The sequence below is a fragment of the Sagittula sp. NFXS13 genome (assembly GCF_040148795.1).
In the GTDB taxonomy this organism is placed as follows: Bacteria; Pseudomonadota; Alphaproteobacteria; order Rhodobacterales; family Rhodobacteraceae; genus Sagittula; species Sagittula marina.
Genome location: NZ_JAGEMH010000001.1, coordinates 15,625 through 32,339, shown reverse-complemented (window position 1 = coordinate 32,339; position 16,715 = coordinate 15,625). Strand labels below are relative to the sequence as shown.

Here is a 16,715-nt window from a genome sequence, read left to right as displayed (position 1 = left end):
CGGCCCGTCCCGGACCCGGACGGCGAGGTATCCTATCCAATCGGCTAGGAGCGGCTTAGTAAGCGCCCCTGCCCCCGAGAACAGCACGAAAGGTCATGGTAATCAGGATGATGTTCAGAAGAACCGACCGGGACCGGACATAGGCGATGTCCATGTCGATCATTTTGTCGAACCCGATCTCGGCGCGGCCTGAGACCTGCCATATCCCGGTCAAGCCCGGTTTGCAGACCAGCCGTTCGAGCGCCCGCTCCGGGTAAGCGGCAACTTCGGACGGGAGAGCTGGCCGAGGACCGACGATGGACATGTCACCGCGCAGGATGTTCCAGATCTGTGGCAGCTCGTCGATGGAATACCGGCGCAGGACACGGCCGATCTTGGTAATCCGGGGATCGGTCCTGGACTTGAAACAAACGCCTTCGCGGTCCGACGTGGCCAACAGCTCTGCGCGGCGCGCCTCCGCGTCCAGATACATGGACCGAAACTTCAGCATGCTGAAATGCTGACCATCTTTACCGACACGCGTCTGCCGGAAGAACACCGGACCTTTGCTGTCTAGACGGATTGCGGCCGCCACAAGCAGCGCAAAGGGCGAAAGCAGCAGCAGGGCCGCACCGGCCAGCAGAATGTCCATGACACGTGCAACGGCATCGCTCTTGTCTTGCCGGGCAAAGGCCGCCCGCGCCGCCCGCGTCAGAAAAGCCACGTTTCCGATCAGGTATCGGCGCGCCATGCGACGGGGCTCCGACGCCAGCCGCCAGACCCATTCACATCGCGCCCCACGCACCCAAGCAGGCGCACGACGCACGCGACCGGCAAGAAAGTCGAACAGCGCGCCGACCCCGAGGCAGATCCTGGGATGCAGACGATGCGCATTTCGGGCGATCCAGAGATCCTGCATCGGCACCCCCGCCGCCACCAAAAGGATGTCCGGTCGGGCAAGATTGACGGCACGAATGGTCGCGACCTCGTCCGCCATACCGTCGTAGCCATCGCGGGTGCCCACAACGCGCAGTCCGGGAATATCAAGGCAGAGCCGGTCGGCCGCGTCTTCCGCAACGCCCGGTCGGGCACCGAGCAGAAAGACGCTGAGGCCCTGTGCCGCCGCTCGTTTCAGCAAGGCGGGGGTAAAGTCCGTGCCATTGAGGTTTTCCGTCAGCGAAGATCCCGTCATGCGTGCGGACAGCTCGACGCCGATCCCGTCGGGAAGAACCTCGTCAGCAGTCATCAGGGCGTCAGCATAATCGGCATCCCCCGCCATGACGTTTCCGCAATGCGCATTGAAAAACGCCACACGGCTACGCCGCCCCGGGGTCAGCAGCCGGTCGATCACAACCTGCGAAGGCTGCGAAACAACATCGAGGCCAAAAAGCTCGATCGTGTCATCGGTTGGCGTCGTGGAAGGACGCTGATCAACGGGAAATGTCGGCAGCTGGGTAAAGTCGGTCTGGTTGGCAAAGGTCATGGGGGGCATCCGTTGTTGGCGTGGTTCGCCTATTCGAATGGCCCGTTGTGCCGTGCGTTCTCAACATAACGCCCGGACAGGAGGATGGCCCACGCGGATCGCCCGGAACCTCTTGGGACTGACTTGTGGGACTTCCGGTCAGGAGCGATTTCAACCGGGGCACACCACCTATCCGACCGGATAGGAGCTCTAACCCTACTCTTCTTGGAGTTGCTTAGATTTTATGGTTAAGTGCTGGTAGATGCCCTATGACATCATTGCGGGCGACGTATTGTCCTAAGGAGTATAGAATGACTTTCCAAAGACATACCGCCTTGGATGACCGGGCAACCCAGACGGACCAAAACACGATGCGCATTCTCATTGCCGATGATCACGAACTGCTTCGTGATACACTTATGTTATATATTGGGAACGAACCGGGAATGGTCGCCGAAAGTGTCCAGGATCTGGACGCCGCAGAAGCCCGCATGGCGGCAGGCGAAGAATACGACCTGGTTTTGCTGGATTTCACGATGCCGGGGATGGATGGTCTCGACGGTCTGCGCCGGATCATGGGCATGTCAGGCGATCACCGCGTCGCAATTATCTCTGGAACCGCGCAGCGCGACATTGCGGAAGAGGTGCTGGCAGCCGGTGCCGCCGGGTTCCTGCCCAAGACTCTGTCCGCGAAGTCGCTGGTCAATGCGCTTCGCTTCATGGCGCTTGGCGAGCAATATGCCCCGCTTGATTTCATGCGGGCGAGCGAGAATGACCAGCAGAAGCATCCGCTCGCGAAACAGCTGTCACAGCGCGAATTCGAGGTGCTCGAAGGGCTGACGCAGGGCAAATCCAACAAGGAAATCGCTCGCGACCTCGATATCCGGGAACCGACGGTGAAGCTGCATGTCAAAACGCTCTATCGCAAGATCGGCGCGTCGAACCGGACGCAGGCGGCCATGATCGCCAAGGAAAAGGGGCTGTTCTGACCTATCCGACCGGGTAGGCGCACCCTTCTTCGGCGCCCATCCCCCACCCGCTGGCGCAAGAGACTTCGGCGCAGGGCACAGGGTAAACCTCCGAGCAAGGAGACCCTGCCATGCCCAGAACGATGCCCAAGCTCAAAATTCCCGCGCTGATCCGTCGGCCCGTCCTCAAGATCACGCCAGCGAGATTGCTGCGCGGCGGTCGGTTGAAAGATACCGGGCGCCTGCCCCGCTACCTCGGCCTTGCGGCCATCGGCGCGGTCTGCATCTGGACCCCGATCGGCACCTACCTGTCCACGGCACCACTCCGCTTTACGTCAGACCTGTCCCTGATCCTTCCTGGCGCAGGGGCGTCCGCGTCGGTCAACCTGGACCGGATCGGCCAGGCGTCATCCTTTGCCAGTTCCCCTTATGCGCACACCTCGGTCAGCCCGACGGAAACCTACAAGCGGCTGATCGTTGCAGACCGTATCCTCGGATCAGCGGCCAAGGCCGTCGGCATGGAGATCCGCGACTTTGGCAAGCCACGGATCGAACTGGTAGACCAGACCGGGTTGATCCATGCGTCCATTGTCGGCAATTCGCCCGAGGACGCACAGGCGCGGGGCGACGCCCTTCTTGCGGCTTTCTTCACCGAAATCGAGGCCCTGCGAACCGATGAACTCGACCGCCGCGAACTTGGCGCTGGCGAAGCCATCGAGAGCTATCGCCAATCGGTGCTGGCGACGCGCGAGGAAATTTCTGAACTGCAGAAAAAGACCGGCCTCATTTCGGCCGATCAGTTCGAAGCTCTCGTGGCCGAGACCGACGACCTTGCCCGCAACGCGGACGATCTGGCTGCTGTATTGGGTGAAAAAAGCGAAGCTGTCGCAGCTCTGGCGGAAACCCTCGCGAGCACTCCTAAAATGGCGGCGGCTGCGCTGAAGCTGCATGCGGATACGTCTTTCACCGCGCTCATGGACGAAACGGCCGTCCAAGCGACACTCCTGTCAGGGAAATCCGCTCGTTTCGGCTCCAATCATCCCGAGGTCATGGCCGCTCGGGCCAGCCACATCGCCGCGCAGGACGCGGCGATGGATCGGGCCGAACGTATCACCGGCTTGGACCGCGCCACGTTGTCGACGCTGGATATTTCGCATGTCGGCAGCCGGGCTGGTCTGCTAAGCGATCTGGTCTCGCTCGAGGCTGAACGCTCGGGACTTTCGAACGAATATCAAGGAGCAATTGCCCGGCTCGCAAAGGCGCGCGCACGACAGTTGGCCCTGATTGAACCCGCCGCGCGACTTGAAGACCTGCAAAGGGATTTTTCCGTCGCCGAGGCTGTCTTCGCCTCAGCTATTGCTCGGACCCAGACGAACAAGGCGGATCTTTTTGCTTCCTACCCGCTGGTGCAGGTCCTCGAAGATCCGTCCCTGCCATTCGCACCGTCCTCGCCCCGGCGCAAACTGGCGATTGCGGCGGGTATTGCTGCCACGATTTTCATGCTGACCGGTCTTGCTCTGGGCTGGATGCGCCGCTCGCTTGTCGACCGATTGCTGAAACCCGCCGAAGAGCGTGACTTCGACGACCATCTGGTGCCGGCGGAATGACTGAAGATCACGTCGTCACGCCGAGCAATCTGGCGGAAAGCATCGTCATGACGACGCTGCGCTGGACCTGGCCTTTCTACGGACTTGGGGCGCTATATGTCGTCGGCCCTGTTCTCGCATGGCTATTGGCCGGGCTCGCGCTTTTGGTTCTCTACCTCGGCCCTGCGGTCAGAGAAGATCTTCGCGCGCGCGGTCCTGTTCCGCCGGTTGTATGGGCTTGGATCATCGGCATGATCGTGATGCTGATCGCTTTGTGGATCGGGCATCTGAACTGGAACCTCGGCACCAAGACAACCATCAAATCCACGATCGGCTGGGCCAAGGGATGGGCGCTTCTGGCGCTTTTCCCGCTGGCCGGAGCCGTGCTGCCGATCCGCCGGGACATCCTCATCCGCGGACAATGCGTGGTCGGGGCGTGGACGCTTGCCTTGCTTCCGGTGCTGGCTGTCGCGCCTTACGTTGGCCTGCCGGAGAGCATCTTCACCTCGCCCCTCAAAGCCGTGGGCGGACCAGGTCCGGAGTACTTCACGGTCTTCTTCTTCACATGGGACCCCGGCAGCTGGACGCCGCGTTGGCAGTTCTATGCCCCTTGGTCACCTTTCGCAGCTTTGCTGGGCGTCATCCAGGTTTGTTTCGCCCTGGAAGAGCGCGACCACAAATGGCGCGCCATCGGGATCGCGGCAGGTATGGCAATGATACTCATGTCCAAGTCTCGTATGGGTCTTGTCGGACTTGTGGCCTGTAACATCGGCCCGAGGTTGCTGCCGCTGGTACTGAAAGGATGGGCGTGGCAACTGCTGGCCGGGGCGACAGCCTCGCTCGCCGTCGTCGGCCCCGCACTGGCCCAGGCCCTGAAGGATGGCGTATCAGCATTCAAAGGGGCCCGAGCGGACAGCACCCGCGTGCGCGCGACACTCCAGCGTATCGCCGTCGAAAGATGGGAAAGCGAAGCGTGGTGGTTCGGCCATGGCCGCGTGCAACCAGGCCCGCATCTGGTAGAGTATATGCCGATCGGCAGCCATCATACGTGGTGGGCGTTATTGTTCGTGAAAGGCATGGTCGGCTTTCTTGCGTGGACCATTCCGATTGTGTGGCAGACCGGCCTTGTCTTGGTCGATGCTGCAAAAGGCCCCCGGGGCCGATTACCTCTCGGGATCACCATGACGATCCTCTTGTTGTCGTTCGGGGAAAACGTGGAAATCGAGGCTTATCTGATCTGGCCCGGATTGCTGATGCTTGGCATTCATGCAGCGGAGGTCCGCGAGTCGAATTGAGTCAAGCGCAGCTTGCAAGAACTGTGCATAGCACAAGACAACTGCAAAATTTGCGAACGTGATGAGCCATCACGCAGGTGATTTGCAACGAGTGGCGGCTTCGGGACGGTTGGTCGCCGTCAAACGCGTCCAATGCCAATTGAACCGCGCCGGGTTTGGCCGGAGGCTCCAACTCTTGAACAGGATGGAGCATCATGCGCAAGGCGACGAACAAATTTTCCTCCGAAGTGCGCGAGCGTGCGGTGAGGTTGGTTCTCGACAATGAGGGGCAGCATGGATTGCGCTCGCAGGCAATCATGTCGATTTCCGCGAAGATAGGCTGTGCGCAGCCGCCGAACGCGTGGGTCAAGAAGGCCGAGACCGAAAGTGGCAAGCGCGCTGGCGTCGCGACGGACATGGCAGAGAATAAGAAGGCGCTGGAGCGGGAGAACCGAGAACTGGGCCAAGCAAATGCGATCCTGCGCAAGGCGAGCACATATTTTGCGATGGCGGAGCTCGACCGCCGGTCCAAATGATGGTTGGGTTCATCCATTGCCAGCAGGCGTTTGCATGCAAACGCCGAGAGGGGCGACCATCGTGGTCAGCATGGGGTCGAGCCGATCTGCAAGAGACTGCTGATCTCCCCCTCCCCCCATTATGACCACTTGGCGACGTGGGCCGACCCAGCTCGGCTTTAGGATCTTGTCCGGCGAGACAAGACGCTGCGCCCCGAGATCGAGCGCGTTTTCGAAGAGAACTGGCGTGTCTATGTGGCGCGCAATGTCTTGCGCCAGCGGGATTGGGAAGGCTTCGCGGTTGTCCGTTGCACGGTGGCGCAAATCCCTTTCGGGGCATCGCCTTGCAATACCCTACCGGCCAGTGGATGAAGGGGATGGGCATTCAGGGCATCATCCGAGGTAAGCCGCACAAGGCGACCATCGCCGACAATAATGCTCTGTCTCCGTTGGACAAGGTGAACCACCCATCCGCGAGCCTGCACCGCATATGCTTGGGTTCCGCGAATTCACCTGCGTCGCTACCCGGCGAGCGCTCGTCTATGTGGCTAGTGTCATCGACGCCTAAACGGACGGTTTTCGGTTGTCCGAAGCTGGATCCGTTGGAGCCGCTGGTCGTGTGGGCCTGAACCGGCGACATCCAAGCGCAGGCAGCTGCCGGTGTCGCCATGCCGCAGGAATGGCCGGGAGCGCGCAGCGGTAGTAGCAGGCGACCCTCGGCACAGGTCCCTGTCTTGGCTCAAACACATGTAGACGCTCACGCGGGGCACAAGACGCCGCTTACAGCTTAAACCTTGGCGCTGCCCCCCAAATGCCTGCGGAGGGCACTTGCGACATTCCAGCGCCGCAAGTGCCCCGCGAACCAGATCAGCCCCCGAGCTCTGACTGCACCAGATTTATCCAGTACGCCACGCCGATAGGCGTCAATGCATCGTTGAAATCGTACTTCGGCGTATGCACGAAGGCCGCGTCGGGCCCGTCGCCGTTGCCGATCATCACGTAAGCGCCGGGGACCTTTTCCAGCAAGAAGGAAAAATCCTCGGACCCGCCGGCCGGCGGTGCCTTGGGGTTCACGGCCTCTGCACCGACCGTTTCCGAGGCGGCGGCGACCGCGTGTTGCACTTCTTCGGCCGAATTGATCAGCGGTGGATACCGTCGGGTATAGATCAGCCGGGCCGTGGCACCATGTGGCGCGGCGCAGCTCTCGGCAAATATCCCGATAGCGTTTTCAAGCAGGTCACGGATTTCGGGCTTGTAGGAGCGCGCCGTGCCGCGCACGACAACTTGGGAGGGGATGATGTTCGGGCTGTGATAGTCCCCCGCCGCGATGTGCCCGACCGAAATCACCGCGGATTCCGTCGCCGGAACCTTGCGCGAGATGATCTGGGACAATGCCGCGATGAATTGACCAGCGGCGACGGTCGGGTCCGTGGCGGCATGGGGCATCGCCCCGTGGCCGCCGGTGCCCTCGAAGATCACTTCCCAGGTGTCGCCTGCCGCCATGAAGGCGCCGGTGCGTGTCTGGACACTGCCGAGCGGTTCTTTCGGGCCGTTGTGCACGCCGTAGACTGCATCGCAGGGGAACAGGTCGAACAGACCGTCCTCGATCATCACACGGGCGCCGCCCAGGCCTTCTTCGGCAGGCTGGAAGATGAAGTGAACCGTGCCGGCGAAATCGGGATCGGCTGCAAGTTTCTCGGCCGCGCCCAGCAGCATGGTGGTGTGACCGTCATGGCCGCATGCGTGCATCTTGCCGGGTACCTCGGAGGCATAGGGCAGACCGGTCTGTTCCTCGATGAACAGCGCGTCCATATCGGCACGCAGGGCGATGACCCGCTGGCCGGGACGCTTGCCCTTCAGAGTGCCGACGACGCCGGTGCCGCCTAGTCCGCGATGTATCTCGATCCCAAGCTCGGTCAGCCGGGTGGCAACGATGTCCGAGGTCCGGTGTTCCTCGAAAGCGGTTTCGGGATGGCGGTGGATGTCCTGGCGGAGCTCTGTGAGGCGCGCGATGAAGTCGGTATCGGCGCGCAGGGTATCAGGCGTGATCAGAGGCATTGGTATCTCTTTTGGAGGCCTCGCCCTGCAGATCTGTCAGCCCGCGCGCGCAATGCGCCAGGCCGTGCAGGAAGATGGCAATGATGAAGATCGGCACGGTCACGGCGACAAAGATCGTCGGCATGTCGAAGGTCTCGGCCGTGGTGTAGAAGTTGCGTGCCAGGAAGGATCGGGCCGGGTTCAGGCCGGGTCCGTAGAAGCAGTAGAAAAGAATCGGCCCGAGGAAGGCGACCACCGACGCGCCGCGCAGCAGCGACCCGATGGCCAGCACGGGGCGCGGCAACGTCGCGGGCAGCTTGACGAGGCGCGGGTCGAAACCGGCCCGGAACGAGATTGACGCGCCCAGCAGGCCGACCCAGACCATCGCGTAGCGCGCAGCCTCTTCGGTCCAGGCAGGCGGGGCCGAAAACCCGTAGCGTGCGACCACCTGCAAAGCGATGAAGGCCACCATCAGCACCAAGCAGACAAGGGCTATCAGACGCAGAACGTGATCGACACCGGCACTGAGCCGGTCGAGGAAGGTTGCAATGAAAGTCATGTCAGGCTCCGCCGGAATTGAAGGAACACGGGGGCAGGACGCGGACCTGCCCCCGCAAACGTGCGGATCAGTTGGTGAACTGCGAGATGTAGTCTACGTCTTCCTGCGACACGATCTGGTTCCAGACCGAGCGGGAGGCCTCCGCGAACTTCGCGCGTTCGCCTTCTGCCAGTGGCGTGATCTCGATGCCGCCGTCCTGAATGGTCTGTTCGAAGTAAGGGACCTGTTCCTGCGCCCATTCGCGGTTCACCGCGATGCCCGTGGCGATGGCGTCGTCGACCCAGCCCTGCTCTTCCTCGTTGAGGAAGCTGTACCAGTCGTCAGACAGCATGATGACCTTGGGCACGGGCCCGGCCTCGAGCGGCGTGAAATAGTCCAGCAGTTCGACCTGGCCTGCGGCCACGACGGTCGAGGGCGGATTGAAGTGGCCCACAGCAACGCCGGTCTGCAGCGCATTCGGCGTTTCGGCCCAGCTGACGACTGTGGGCTTGGCGCCCCATTCGGACATGAAAGTCACCTGGTCGCCATTCTGGGCGCGCAGGCGCATGTCGGCGACATCTTCAAGCGTCGTGACCGGCTTTTCGGTGTTGAACAGGCCCAGGCTACCGCCGCGCATCGCGAAACCGGCGACCTTGATACCCAGGCGCGAGGCTTCGTCGTTGATGCGGTCCAGCGCCGCGCTCTCTTCCACGACGCGGTCAAAGGAGGCCTCGTCAGATGTCAGGAACGGAAGGAACAGGGTCGAGGCCCACTTTGACGCCTTCATCAGCGAGCCGCCGTTGGCGATATTGACCGCGATCAGACCTTGGGACGTCTGGTCGAAGCGGTCGCTTTCCTTGCCCAGGGTGTTGGAGGGATGGACGGTTACATTTACGCCATGCTCGGCCAGGCTCTCGGCGAAGGCATGGATAAAGACGTATTCTGCGTCATTCTGCAGGTCCTCCGTGCCGGCGAAGGCGACGATGACGTCATCCATGGCCACGGCGGTCGTTCCGGTCAGCGCAGCTAGGCTGACTGTGGCGGCGAGAAAGGTCTTTTTCATTTTTGGTCTCCTGTTGGTAGGTCAGTTGATAAGGCCGAGGTATCTCGGCAGCGTGAGCGAGATCGCGGGCACGTAGATCAGCACGCCCAAAAGGATCAGCTCGACGATCAGGAAGGGCATGGTGGCGCGCACCAGGCGCCAGTATCCAATGTCGACAACGGTCGAGAGGATCAGCAGCACGCCACCCAGCGGCGGTGTCAGCAGCCCCACGGTCAGGTTGAACCCGACAAGGATGCCCATGTGCACCGGATCTACGCCGAGGGCGATTGCCGGCGGGATCAGCAGCGGACCCAGCAAGGCAACCGCGGCCTTCACGTCCATGATCATGCCCGCCGCGAGGAAGATCAGGTTCAGCACGATCATGTAGCCGGTGGCGCTCAGGCCGATCTCACCGATCAGTTCGGCCAGCTTGCGCGGCAGTTGCTCGACCGAGGTCAGGTAGCCGAAGGTTGCCACAGCCACGAGGATGATGAAGACGGCGCCGGACAGCAGCACGGTGCGGTTCAGCGCCTCATAGACGTCGCGACGGGTCAGTTTGCCATAGAACATCCCCACGGCCAGCGCCGCGATCGAGGCTACGCCTGCGGCCTCTGCCGGGGTCATGAAGCCGAAAAGAATGCCCGACAGGATGATCACTGGCAGCGACAGTGCCGGCAGCGCCTGCAAGAGCGAGGGCCAGAACGGCGGGATCTCGGACCCCTTGCCGCCCGGGTGGCCGTAGCGGTGCGCCATGATGGCGTTGACCACCATCAAGACCCCCGCCAGCAGCAGGCCCGGTACGACACCGGCCGCGAACAGCGCCACCACGGAGGTGTTCAGCAGCGCCCCGTAGAAAATCAGGATGATTGAGGGCGGAATGATCGGTCCGATGATTGACGACGCCGCAGTGATGGCGGTCGCGTAATCGCGCGAATACCCCTGCCGCTCCATTTCGGGCACCAGCGTGTTGCCGAGTGCCGCAGCGTCGGCGGTGGCAGATCCGGAAATCCCGGCGAAGAACACCGAGGTCAGGATGTTCACATGCGCCATGCCGCCCTTGAAACGGCCCAGCATGGACAGCGAGAAGCGGATCAGCGCCTGCGTCACTCCCCCCCGGTTCATCAGCTCTCCGGTCAGGATGAACAGCGGCATCGCCAGAAAGGCGAAAACGTCGAGCTGACTCATCGCGCGTTGCGGCAACGCCGCAAGATAGCGCGCTTGGTCCTGCGTGAAGAACCCGACAATGGTCGCTCCGCCGACGAAATAGGCAATGGCTGAACCCGAGAGAAGCGTCGCAAAGAGGAATAGGAAAGGTAAGATCGGCATCAATGTCTCCTTTTGAGGAACACAACTGATGCCGGGCCTTATAGGCAATACGATAAATATTGGCCACTCTATGCATTTGACGTATGGTCTTTCCCGAATTGTAACAAGAAATTGTAATCGCGTGGGCTTCATCCCACCGCATGCGGCCCGTTCGCCACCGGCGTCGCTGCTGCTGAAATTGCTGGTGTGATGAAAAAGTGGGCGCTTCGGAGGATCGGGCAAAGCAAATGAATGGCATCAACCTGCACCGGCTTCAGGTGTTCCGGACGGTTTTCGAAACAGGCAGCGTCAGTGCGGCGGCGCGTGTCATCCGCCTTTCGCAACCCACGGTCAGCCGCCATGTCCAGATATTCGAGGACGAACTGGGGCTGCTGCTGTTTCGCAACGTGTCCGGGCGGCTTGAACCCACTTGGGAGGCCCAGAGGCTTTACGCGGAAAGCGGAGGCCTGTTCGAACGGTTGGGCCAGGTCGAGCAGTCGGTGGACTCGATCCGCCGCGGCAAACAGGAAGCTTTGCGCATCATGGCCACGGCGGCGCTTGCAAACGCGGTTCTGCCCGACGCCATCGGAAAGCTCCACGGGCAGTTTCCAGACCTTGAGGTCGTCTTGGACGGAGGACGGCAGAGCAATCAGCTGCCGTCGCTGCAGGAAGGGTCGACCGATCTTGTCGTCGGGGGCGCATGGGGGGACCGACCCGAGCTGCGGCAGTGGATCATCGGGCTTATGCCGCTCGTTGCGGTTGTTCCGCCGGATCATCCCCGCGCCGGCGAAGAGGTCTTCGATCTCGCTTGGCTGCAGGGTTGCGATTACGTCAACCACAATATCCATGCGCCGCTGGGGGCGCTGGTCGAGGCCGAGCTTGCCCGGCGCGGTATTGAACCTCGGCGCCGTCTGACGGCGTTGAGCATCCCCTTCTCGGTTGGCCTTGCGCGTGGCGCGGGTCTTTGCACGGTTGTTGATCGGCTTTCGGTCCGCACCCTGCGTGGCTCAGGCATGCGGATGCTTCCCTTGGCCGAGCCTCTCGAACTGGAACTGGCGGCGGCACAAATGGCAAACCGCCCGGAGCGAAGCCCGGTCGCCGCTTTTATCTCGGCAATGCGAAGCGCCTACGCCAAAGCCTTGGCCGAACCCTTGAACTGAGAAGGATGCTCTTGGACGTTATGCTGGGGCAAACCCACAGGCTCAAAGGTAGCGTCATCCGTGCAGCGCTGGACCGAGGCCCATCTCGGTCGAACGGCTCCAGAGCCTGACCGATCCGCGCAAAATCCTGTCTCTATCTGTCTATGAGGATCAAGCCATCAAAGCTCAACGGCGCAACTTGAACGCGCCACCGGGAGCATAGCCTAAGGGGCGCGGAGATGGCCATTGTAGCGGCACAGTGGCTCCCAACAAGATGTTTGCCGTAAGGAGCAGTTGCCTTTAAGCGCCCTTGAATGGCCTGCATTTCTGACAATAATAAACGCCGTCAATCTGTTAGCGCCCGTTCTTCTGTCGCCATTCTTCGAATTTCTGCATGTTTTCGTCCTTGGTGCAGGGATAGAGCCCGATAATCGGCGCACCATTTAGGACCTCTTCGAGGACGAAATCCTCGAAACTTTCCATGCCAGAGCAGACCTCGGCGATTTCATCGGCGAGATGCGCCGGGATCACCATGACACCGTCGCCGTCGCCCACGAGCACGTCACCGGGGAAGACAGGCGCGCCACCGCAGGTGACCGGCACGTTGATGTCGAGCGCCTCGTGCTTGGTCAGGTTCGTCGGCGCGGAGGCCCCGGCGCAATAGGCGGGCATATCCAGCTTGCCGATCCCTTTCGCATCGCGAAACCCGCCGTCGGAGACGACACCCGCGCAGCCGCGCACGGCCAGCCGCGTGACAAGGATCGACCCGGCGGTCGCGGCGGAGGCATCTCCCCGCGCGTCCATCACCAGGATCTGCCCAGGCGGACAGGTTTCAACCGCGACGCGTTGCGGATGGTCAGCGTTGCGAAACACCTCGAGCTGATTGCGGTCTTCACGGGCCGCGATGTAGCGCAGCGTAAAGGCTTGCCCGACCATATTTTCGGCCTTGTCAGACAGCGGAGCGACACCCTGAATGAACTGGTTGCGCAGGCCGCGCTTGTAGAGCTGGGTGGCGATAGACGCGGTCGAGATGCGTTTGAGCTTCTCTCGGGTCGAATCGGAGAGGACGTAGTCGGTCATGGTATGAGCCCCTTAGAAGATATCTGGTTCGCCGGCTGTCTTGCCGAAATCGGTTTGCAGGAAGTCGAAGTCACAGCCCTCGTCGGCCTGCGTGACGTGTTTCGAAAACATGTAGCCGTAGCCGCGCTCGAAACGCGGTTCAGGCAGCTTGAGCGATTTGCGGCGCGCCTCCAGCTCTTCTTCGGACACGAGCATGTCGAGCGACCGCTTCGCCAGATCCAGCCGGATTGTGTCGCCGGTTTTCAACAGCGCCAAGGGCCCGCCGACATAGCTTTCGGGCGTGACGTGCAGCACGCAGGCGCCGTAGGAGGTGCCCGACATGCGCGCGTCCGAGATGCGCAACAGGTCACGGTACCCCTGCTTTATCAACGCCTTGGGGATCGGCAGCATGCCCCATTCCGGGAAGCCGGGCCCGCCCAAAGGCCCTGCATTGCGCAAGACCATGACATGATCGGGCGTGATGTCGAGCGTCTCGTCATCCACTGCCGCCTTCATTTCGGGATAGCTGTCGAATACCAGCGCCGGGCCTTCGTGGGTGTAGTATTTCGGATCGCAGGCGGCGGGTTTGATCACCGCGCCCTGCGGGCAGAGGTTGCCCTTGAGCACTGCGAGCGACCCTTCGTGATAGACTGGGTTGGAGAGCGGTCGGATCACGTCATCGTTGTAGACCTCGGCCCCTTCGAGGTTTTCGCCCACGGTCTTGCCGGTCACGGTCACGCAGGAGGTGTCGAGCCGCGCCTCCATCTGCTTCATCAGCGCGCGCAGACCGCCGGCGTAATAGAAATCCTCCATCAGGTAGTCCTTGCCCGATGGCCGGACATTGGCGATCAGCGGCGTGTTGCGTCCCAAGGCGTCAAGGTCGTCAAGCGTCAGGTCCACCCCCGCGCGGCGGGCCATCGCGATGAGGTGCACGACCGCGTTGGTCGAACAGCCCGTGGCCATGGCGACCATGGCCGCGTTGCGAACCGATGCGTCGGTGATGATCGTGTCAGGGGTCGCATCCTCCCAGACCATATCGACGATGCGCCGACCGCAGGCGGCAGACATGCGCTGGTGATTGCTGTCGACTGCGGGGATCGACGATGCACCGGACATGGTCAGGCCCATGGCATCGGCGATCGACATCATCGTCGCGGCAGTGCCCATGGTCATGCAGGTGCCGGCAGACCGCGCGATGCCGCCCTGCACGCCCAGCCATTCCTGATCCGAGATGTTGCCAGCGCGCCTTTCGTCCCAGTATTTCCACGCATCCGAGCCGGAGCCGAGGATCTTGCCCGCGTAATTGCCGCGCAGCATCGGCCCGGCAGGCAGAAAGATCATCGGCACGCCCGCCGACGTAGCGCCCATGACCAGACCCGGGGTGGTCTTGTCGCAGCCACCCATCAGCACCACGCCGTCCAGCGGATGCGAGCGGATCATTTCCTCAACCTCCATCGCCAGCATGTTGCGGTAGAGCATCGACGTCGGCTTGGTAAAGCTCTCATCCACCGACAGGGCCGGCATTTCGACGGCAAGGCCCCCGGCCTGGGTGACACCGCGTTTCACATCCTTGATCCGCTCGGGAAAATGGCTGTGACAGGTGTTGAGCTCGGACCATGTGTGCAGCACGCCGATGATGGGCTTGTCGCGGAAATCCTCCTCGGCGTAGCCCAGCTGCATCATCCGCGATCGGTGGCCAAAGGAGCGCAGGTCGTCCGGTGCAAACCAGCGCGCCGAACGCAGGTCCTGCGGGGTCTTGCGGGGTTTCTTGCTTGTCATGATCCTATCCCCGGAACTGGAAAATTAACCAGGTTACAAGGATCGTAAAGATCAGCCCCGCGATCTCGGGCCAGCTGCCGAAATCATGGTGATCCGCGCGCTCCTCGCCATCGAACTCGGTGGCCGGCAGATCCTCGTCCTGCTTGGTGAGATCGTCTTGGTTCATTTTGTTTTCCTTTCTCAATCCAGCATCGACGGCAGCCACAGGGCGATCTGCGGGAACGCGAGCACGAGGAACAAGCCGACGGCCTGAAGGGCGATGAAGGGCAAGACCGCGACAAAGATCTCCTGCAACTGGATTTCCTTGGGGGCGACCGATTTCAGGAAGAAACACGCCGGGCCGAAGGGTGGCGACAGGTAGTACATCTGGATGTTCATCGCAAAGAGCACCCCAAACCAAATCGGGTCAAAACCCAGGTCGATCACCACCGGGGCAAAGATCGGCACCGTGATGAAGATGATCGCGATCCATTCAAGGAAAGTGCCCAGCACCATCACGATCAGCATCATCACCACGATCACCCAGATCGGGCCGACATCGAGCGAAGTCAGAACTCCGCGCAGGAACTCCCCCCCGCCGATGCGGTTGTAGATCCCGATCAGCGACACGGCCCCGATCACCAGCCAGATGATTGACCCGACGGTCAGCACCGTCTGGCGCATGGCATCGCGGGCCATTTTCCACGTCAATTCCCGGCGCGATGCGGCCACGACCAGCGCGCCGACGGCCCCAATGGCGGCGGCCTCGGTCACGGTGGCGACCCCGGAATAGATCACTCCCAGAACCGTGCCGATCAGCAGGGCCGGCAAAATGATGCCCTTGAGGAACTTGAGGCGCTTGAAGAACGGCAGGCCAGTTTCGGGCACGTCGTAGATCGGCGCCATCTCCGGGTTCAGACGCACCCGGATCAGGATGTAGGCGATGTAAAGCGATGCCAGCAGCATGCCGGGCACTGCGGACGCTGCGAAGAGTTTGGTGATGGATACCTGTGCCGCCAAGCCATAGATGATCAGCACGACCGAAGGTGGGATCAGCGTTGCCAGCGCACCGGCCGCACAGATGATCCCGATGGCCAGCTTGCGATCATATCCCAAGCGCATCATTTGTGGCAAAGCGATCAGGCCCAGCATCACGATTTCACCGCCCATGATCCCCGACATCGCCGCAAGAAGGACCGCAACAAATGTGGTCTGGACCCCAACCGATCCTCGGAACCGCCCACCCATGATCGCCATGGAATCGAACATCGACTTTGCAATCCCGGATCGTTCGAGCACGTTGGCCATGAAGACGAAGAACGGAACCGCGATCAGCTCGTACTTGTGCAGCACCTCGCCGACGTTGGCCGCAACGATGAAAAACCCGGCGCGTTCGCCGAAGTACAGGATCGCCGTCGCCAGCGACACGGTCAGCGTCGTGATGCCAAGCGGTACGCCAAGCGCCATCAGCCCCAGGAGGGAAATGACGATCAGCAGGGTAATGATTTCAATGCCCACCGGTCACGTCCCCTTCGGTGTGCTGGAACCAGCGGATGATGTTGGCCAGCAATTGCAGGATGTAGAAGATGCAGCCCACGAAGAGCAAAATCTTGAGGTATGTCGGCTGCGGTGAGTTCATCGCAGTACCCGAATATTCGGTCCGCCCCATGACCTTGGCCGCGGGATGGTAAAGTGCCATTGTCAGCACAAGGAGCGCACCGGTGGCGATCAGCATCTGGATCAGGCGGAAATTGCGCCAGACGCGTTCGCCAACGATCAGCTCCAGCATGGTGATCGAGATATGTCGGTGGCGCTGCGTGACATAGCCCACCGACAGGACCCAGGCGCTGGCACACAGGGTCATGGCAAGCTCGGTTGACCAAAGCGTCGGTGCGTTAAACCCGTAGCGCAGCACCACTTCGGCGGCAGAGATCGCGATACAGGCGAAAAAGAGAACAGAACAGGCTTGGCCGACGAAGACGCTAAAACTGTCCATCGCATCGGCATAGCCCGCGAAGATGCGTTTCATCGCATACCCCCGGCAGTGGAATGG

16 protein-coding genes are annotated in these 16,715 nt (G+C 61.7%); 5 read left to right on the top strand and 11 right to left on the bottom strand.

Annotated elements, in window-relative coordinates; all coding sequences use genetic code 11:
* Positions 1–55 precede the first annotated feature (55 nt).
* Positions 56–1,462, bottom strand: a complete 1,407-nt coding sequence (locus J4E08_RS00155; RefSeq protein WP_349536784.1) for a WecB/TagA/CpsF family glycosyltransferase — start codon at positions 1,460–1,462, stop codon at positions 56–58.
* 350 nt (positions 1,463–1,812) lie between these two features.
* Here J4E08_RS00155 and J4E08_RS00150 point away from each other — a divergent pair, with 350 nt between their 5' ends.
* From J4E08_RS00150 to J4E08_RS00135, 4 genes are all read left to right on the top strand, one after another.
* Positions 1,813–2,430: a response regulator gene (locus J4E08_RS00150; RefSeq protein WP_183965747.1), complete on the top strand. Its 618-nt coding sequence runs from the start codon at positions 1,813–1,815 to the stop codon at positions 2,428–2,430.
* Positions 2,431–2,540: 110 nt separating this feature from the next.
* On the top strand, positions 2,541–4,016 hold the full coding sequence (locus J4E08_RS00145; protein ID WP_349536782.1) for a GumC domain-containing protein: 1,476 nt from the start codon (positions 2,541–2,543) through the stop codon (positions 4,014–4,016).
* Positions 4,013–5,290: an O-antigen ligase domain-containing protein gene (locus tag J4E08_RS00140; RefSeq protein ID WP_349536780.1), complete on the top strand. Its 1,278-nt coding sequence runs from the start codon at positions 4,013–4,015 to the stop codon at positions 5,288–5,290. The genes J4E08_RS00145 and J4E08_RS00140 overlap by 4 nt, the downstream gene beginning before the upstream one ends.
* A 194-nt stretch (positions 5,291–5,484) precedes the next feature.
* Positions 5,485–5,805, top strand: coding sequence for a hypothetical protein (locus J4E08_RS00135; RefSeq protein WP_349537462.1), 321 nt, complete (start codon positions 5,485–5,487; stop codon positions 5,803–5,805).
* A 9-nt stretch (positions 5,806–5,814) separates the two neighbouring features.
* On the opposite strand, the gene J4E08_RS00130 is transcribed toward J4E08_RS00135, so the two are convergent.
* The 5 genes from J4E08_RS00130 to J4E08_RS00110 form a co-directional block, all read right to left on the bottom strand.
* Positions 5,815–6,108, bottom strand: coding sequence for a hypothetical protein (locus J4E08_RS00130; RefSeq protein WP_349537461.1), 294 nt, complete (start codon positions 6,106–6,108; stop codon positions 5,815–5,817).
* A gap of 543 nt (positions 6,109–6,651) precedes the next feature.
* On the bottom strand, positions 6,652–7,842 hold the full coding sequence (locus tag J4E08_RS00125) for a M20 aminoacylase family protein (protein WP_349536779.1): 1,191 nt from the start codon (positions 7,840–7,842) through the stop codon (positions 6,652–6,654).
* Complete coding sequence (locus J4E08_RS00120) at positions 7,823–8,380, bottom strand: TRAP transporter small permease (RefSeq protein ID WP_349536778.1); 558 nt, start codon at positions 8,378–8,380, stop codon at positions 7,823–7,825. Before J4E08_RS00120 ends, J4E08_RS00125 begins: the two co-directional genes overlap by 20 nt.
* Before the next feature lie 67 nt (positions 8,381–8,447).
* On the bottom strand, positions 8,448–9,422 hold the full coding sequence (locus tag J4E08_RS00115; protein ID WP_349536777.1) for a TRAP transporter substrate-binding protein: 975 nt from the start codon (positions 9,420–9,422) through the stop codon (positions 8,448–8,450).
* A gap of 21 nt (positions 9,423–9,443) precedes the next feature.
* Positions 9,444–10,727 (bottom strand): TRAP transporter large permease, encoded by a 1,284-nt coding sequence (locus J4E08_RS00110; RefSeq protein ID WP_183965667.1) that lies wholly within the window; start codon positions 10,725–10,727, stop codon positions 9,444–9,446.
* Between the two features lie 227 nt (positions 10,728–10,954).
* Between J4E08_RS00110 and J4E08_RS00105 the strand changes: the two genes are divergently transcribed.
* Positions 10,955–11,866, top strand: a complete 912-nt coding sequence (locus tag J4E08_RS00105; RefSeq protein ID WP_349536776.1) for a LysR family transcriptional regulator — start codon at positions 10,955–10,957, stop codon at positions 11,864–11,866.
* Positions 11,867–12,199: 333 nt separating this feature from the next.
* Here the strand turns inward: J4E08_RS00105 and J4E08_RS00100 are convergent, their stop codons facing one another.
* The 5 genes from J4E08_RS00100 to J4E08_RS00080 are packed head-to-tail and all read right to left on the bottom strand — an operon-like array spanning position 12,200 to position 16,691.
* Positions 12,200–12,925, bottom strand: a complete 726-nt coding sequence (locus tag J4E08_RS00100) for a ribonuclease activity regulator RraA (RefSeq protein ID WP_349536775.1) — start codon at positions 12,923–12,925, stop codon at positions 12,200–12,202.
* Positions 12,926–12,937: 12 nt separating this feature from the next.
* Positions 12,938–14,683 carry an L-arabinonate dehydratase gene (araD, locus tag J4E08_RS00095; RefSeq protein ID WP_349536774.1) on the bottom strand — a complete coding sequence of 582 codons (1,746 nt, stop codon included), beginning with the start codon at positions 14,681–14,683 and terminating at the stop codon, positions 12,938–12,940.
* A 4-nt stretch (positions 14,684–14,687) separates the two neighbouring features.
* Positions 14,688–14,849, bottom strand: coding sequence for a hypothetical protein (locus tag J4E08_RS00090; RefSeq protein ID WP_349536773.1), 162 nt, complete (start codon positions 14,847–14,849; stop codon positions 14,688–14,690).
* Positions 14,850–14,863: 14 nt separating this feature from the next.
* Positions 14,864–16,180 carry a TRAP transporter large permease gene (locus J4E08_RS00085; RefSeq protein ID WP_349536772.1) on the bottom strand — a complete coding sequence of 439 codons (1,317 nt, stop codon included), beginning with the start codon at positions 16,178–16,180 and terminating at the stop codon, positions 14,864–14,866.
* The gene (locus J4E08_RS00080) at positions 16,170–16,691 is read right to left on the bottom strand and encodes a TRAP transporter small permease subunit (RefSeq protein ID WP_349536771.1); all 522 of its coding nucleotides are present in this window, start codon (positions 16,689–16,691) and stop codon (positions 16,170–16,172) included. The genes J4E08_RS00085 and J4E08_RS00080 overlap by 11 nt, the downstream gene beginning before the upstream one ends.
* Positions 16,692–16,715: the final 24 nt, after the last annotated feature.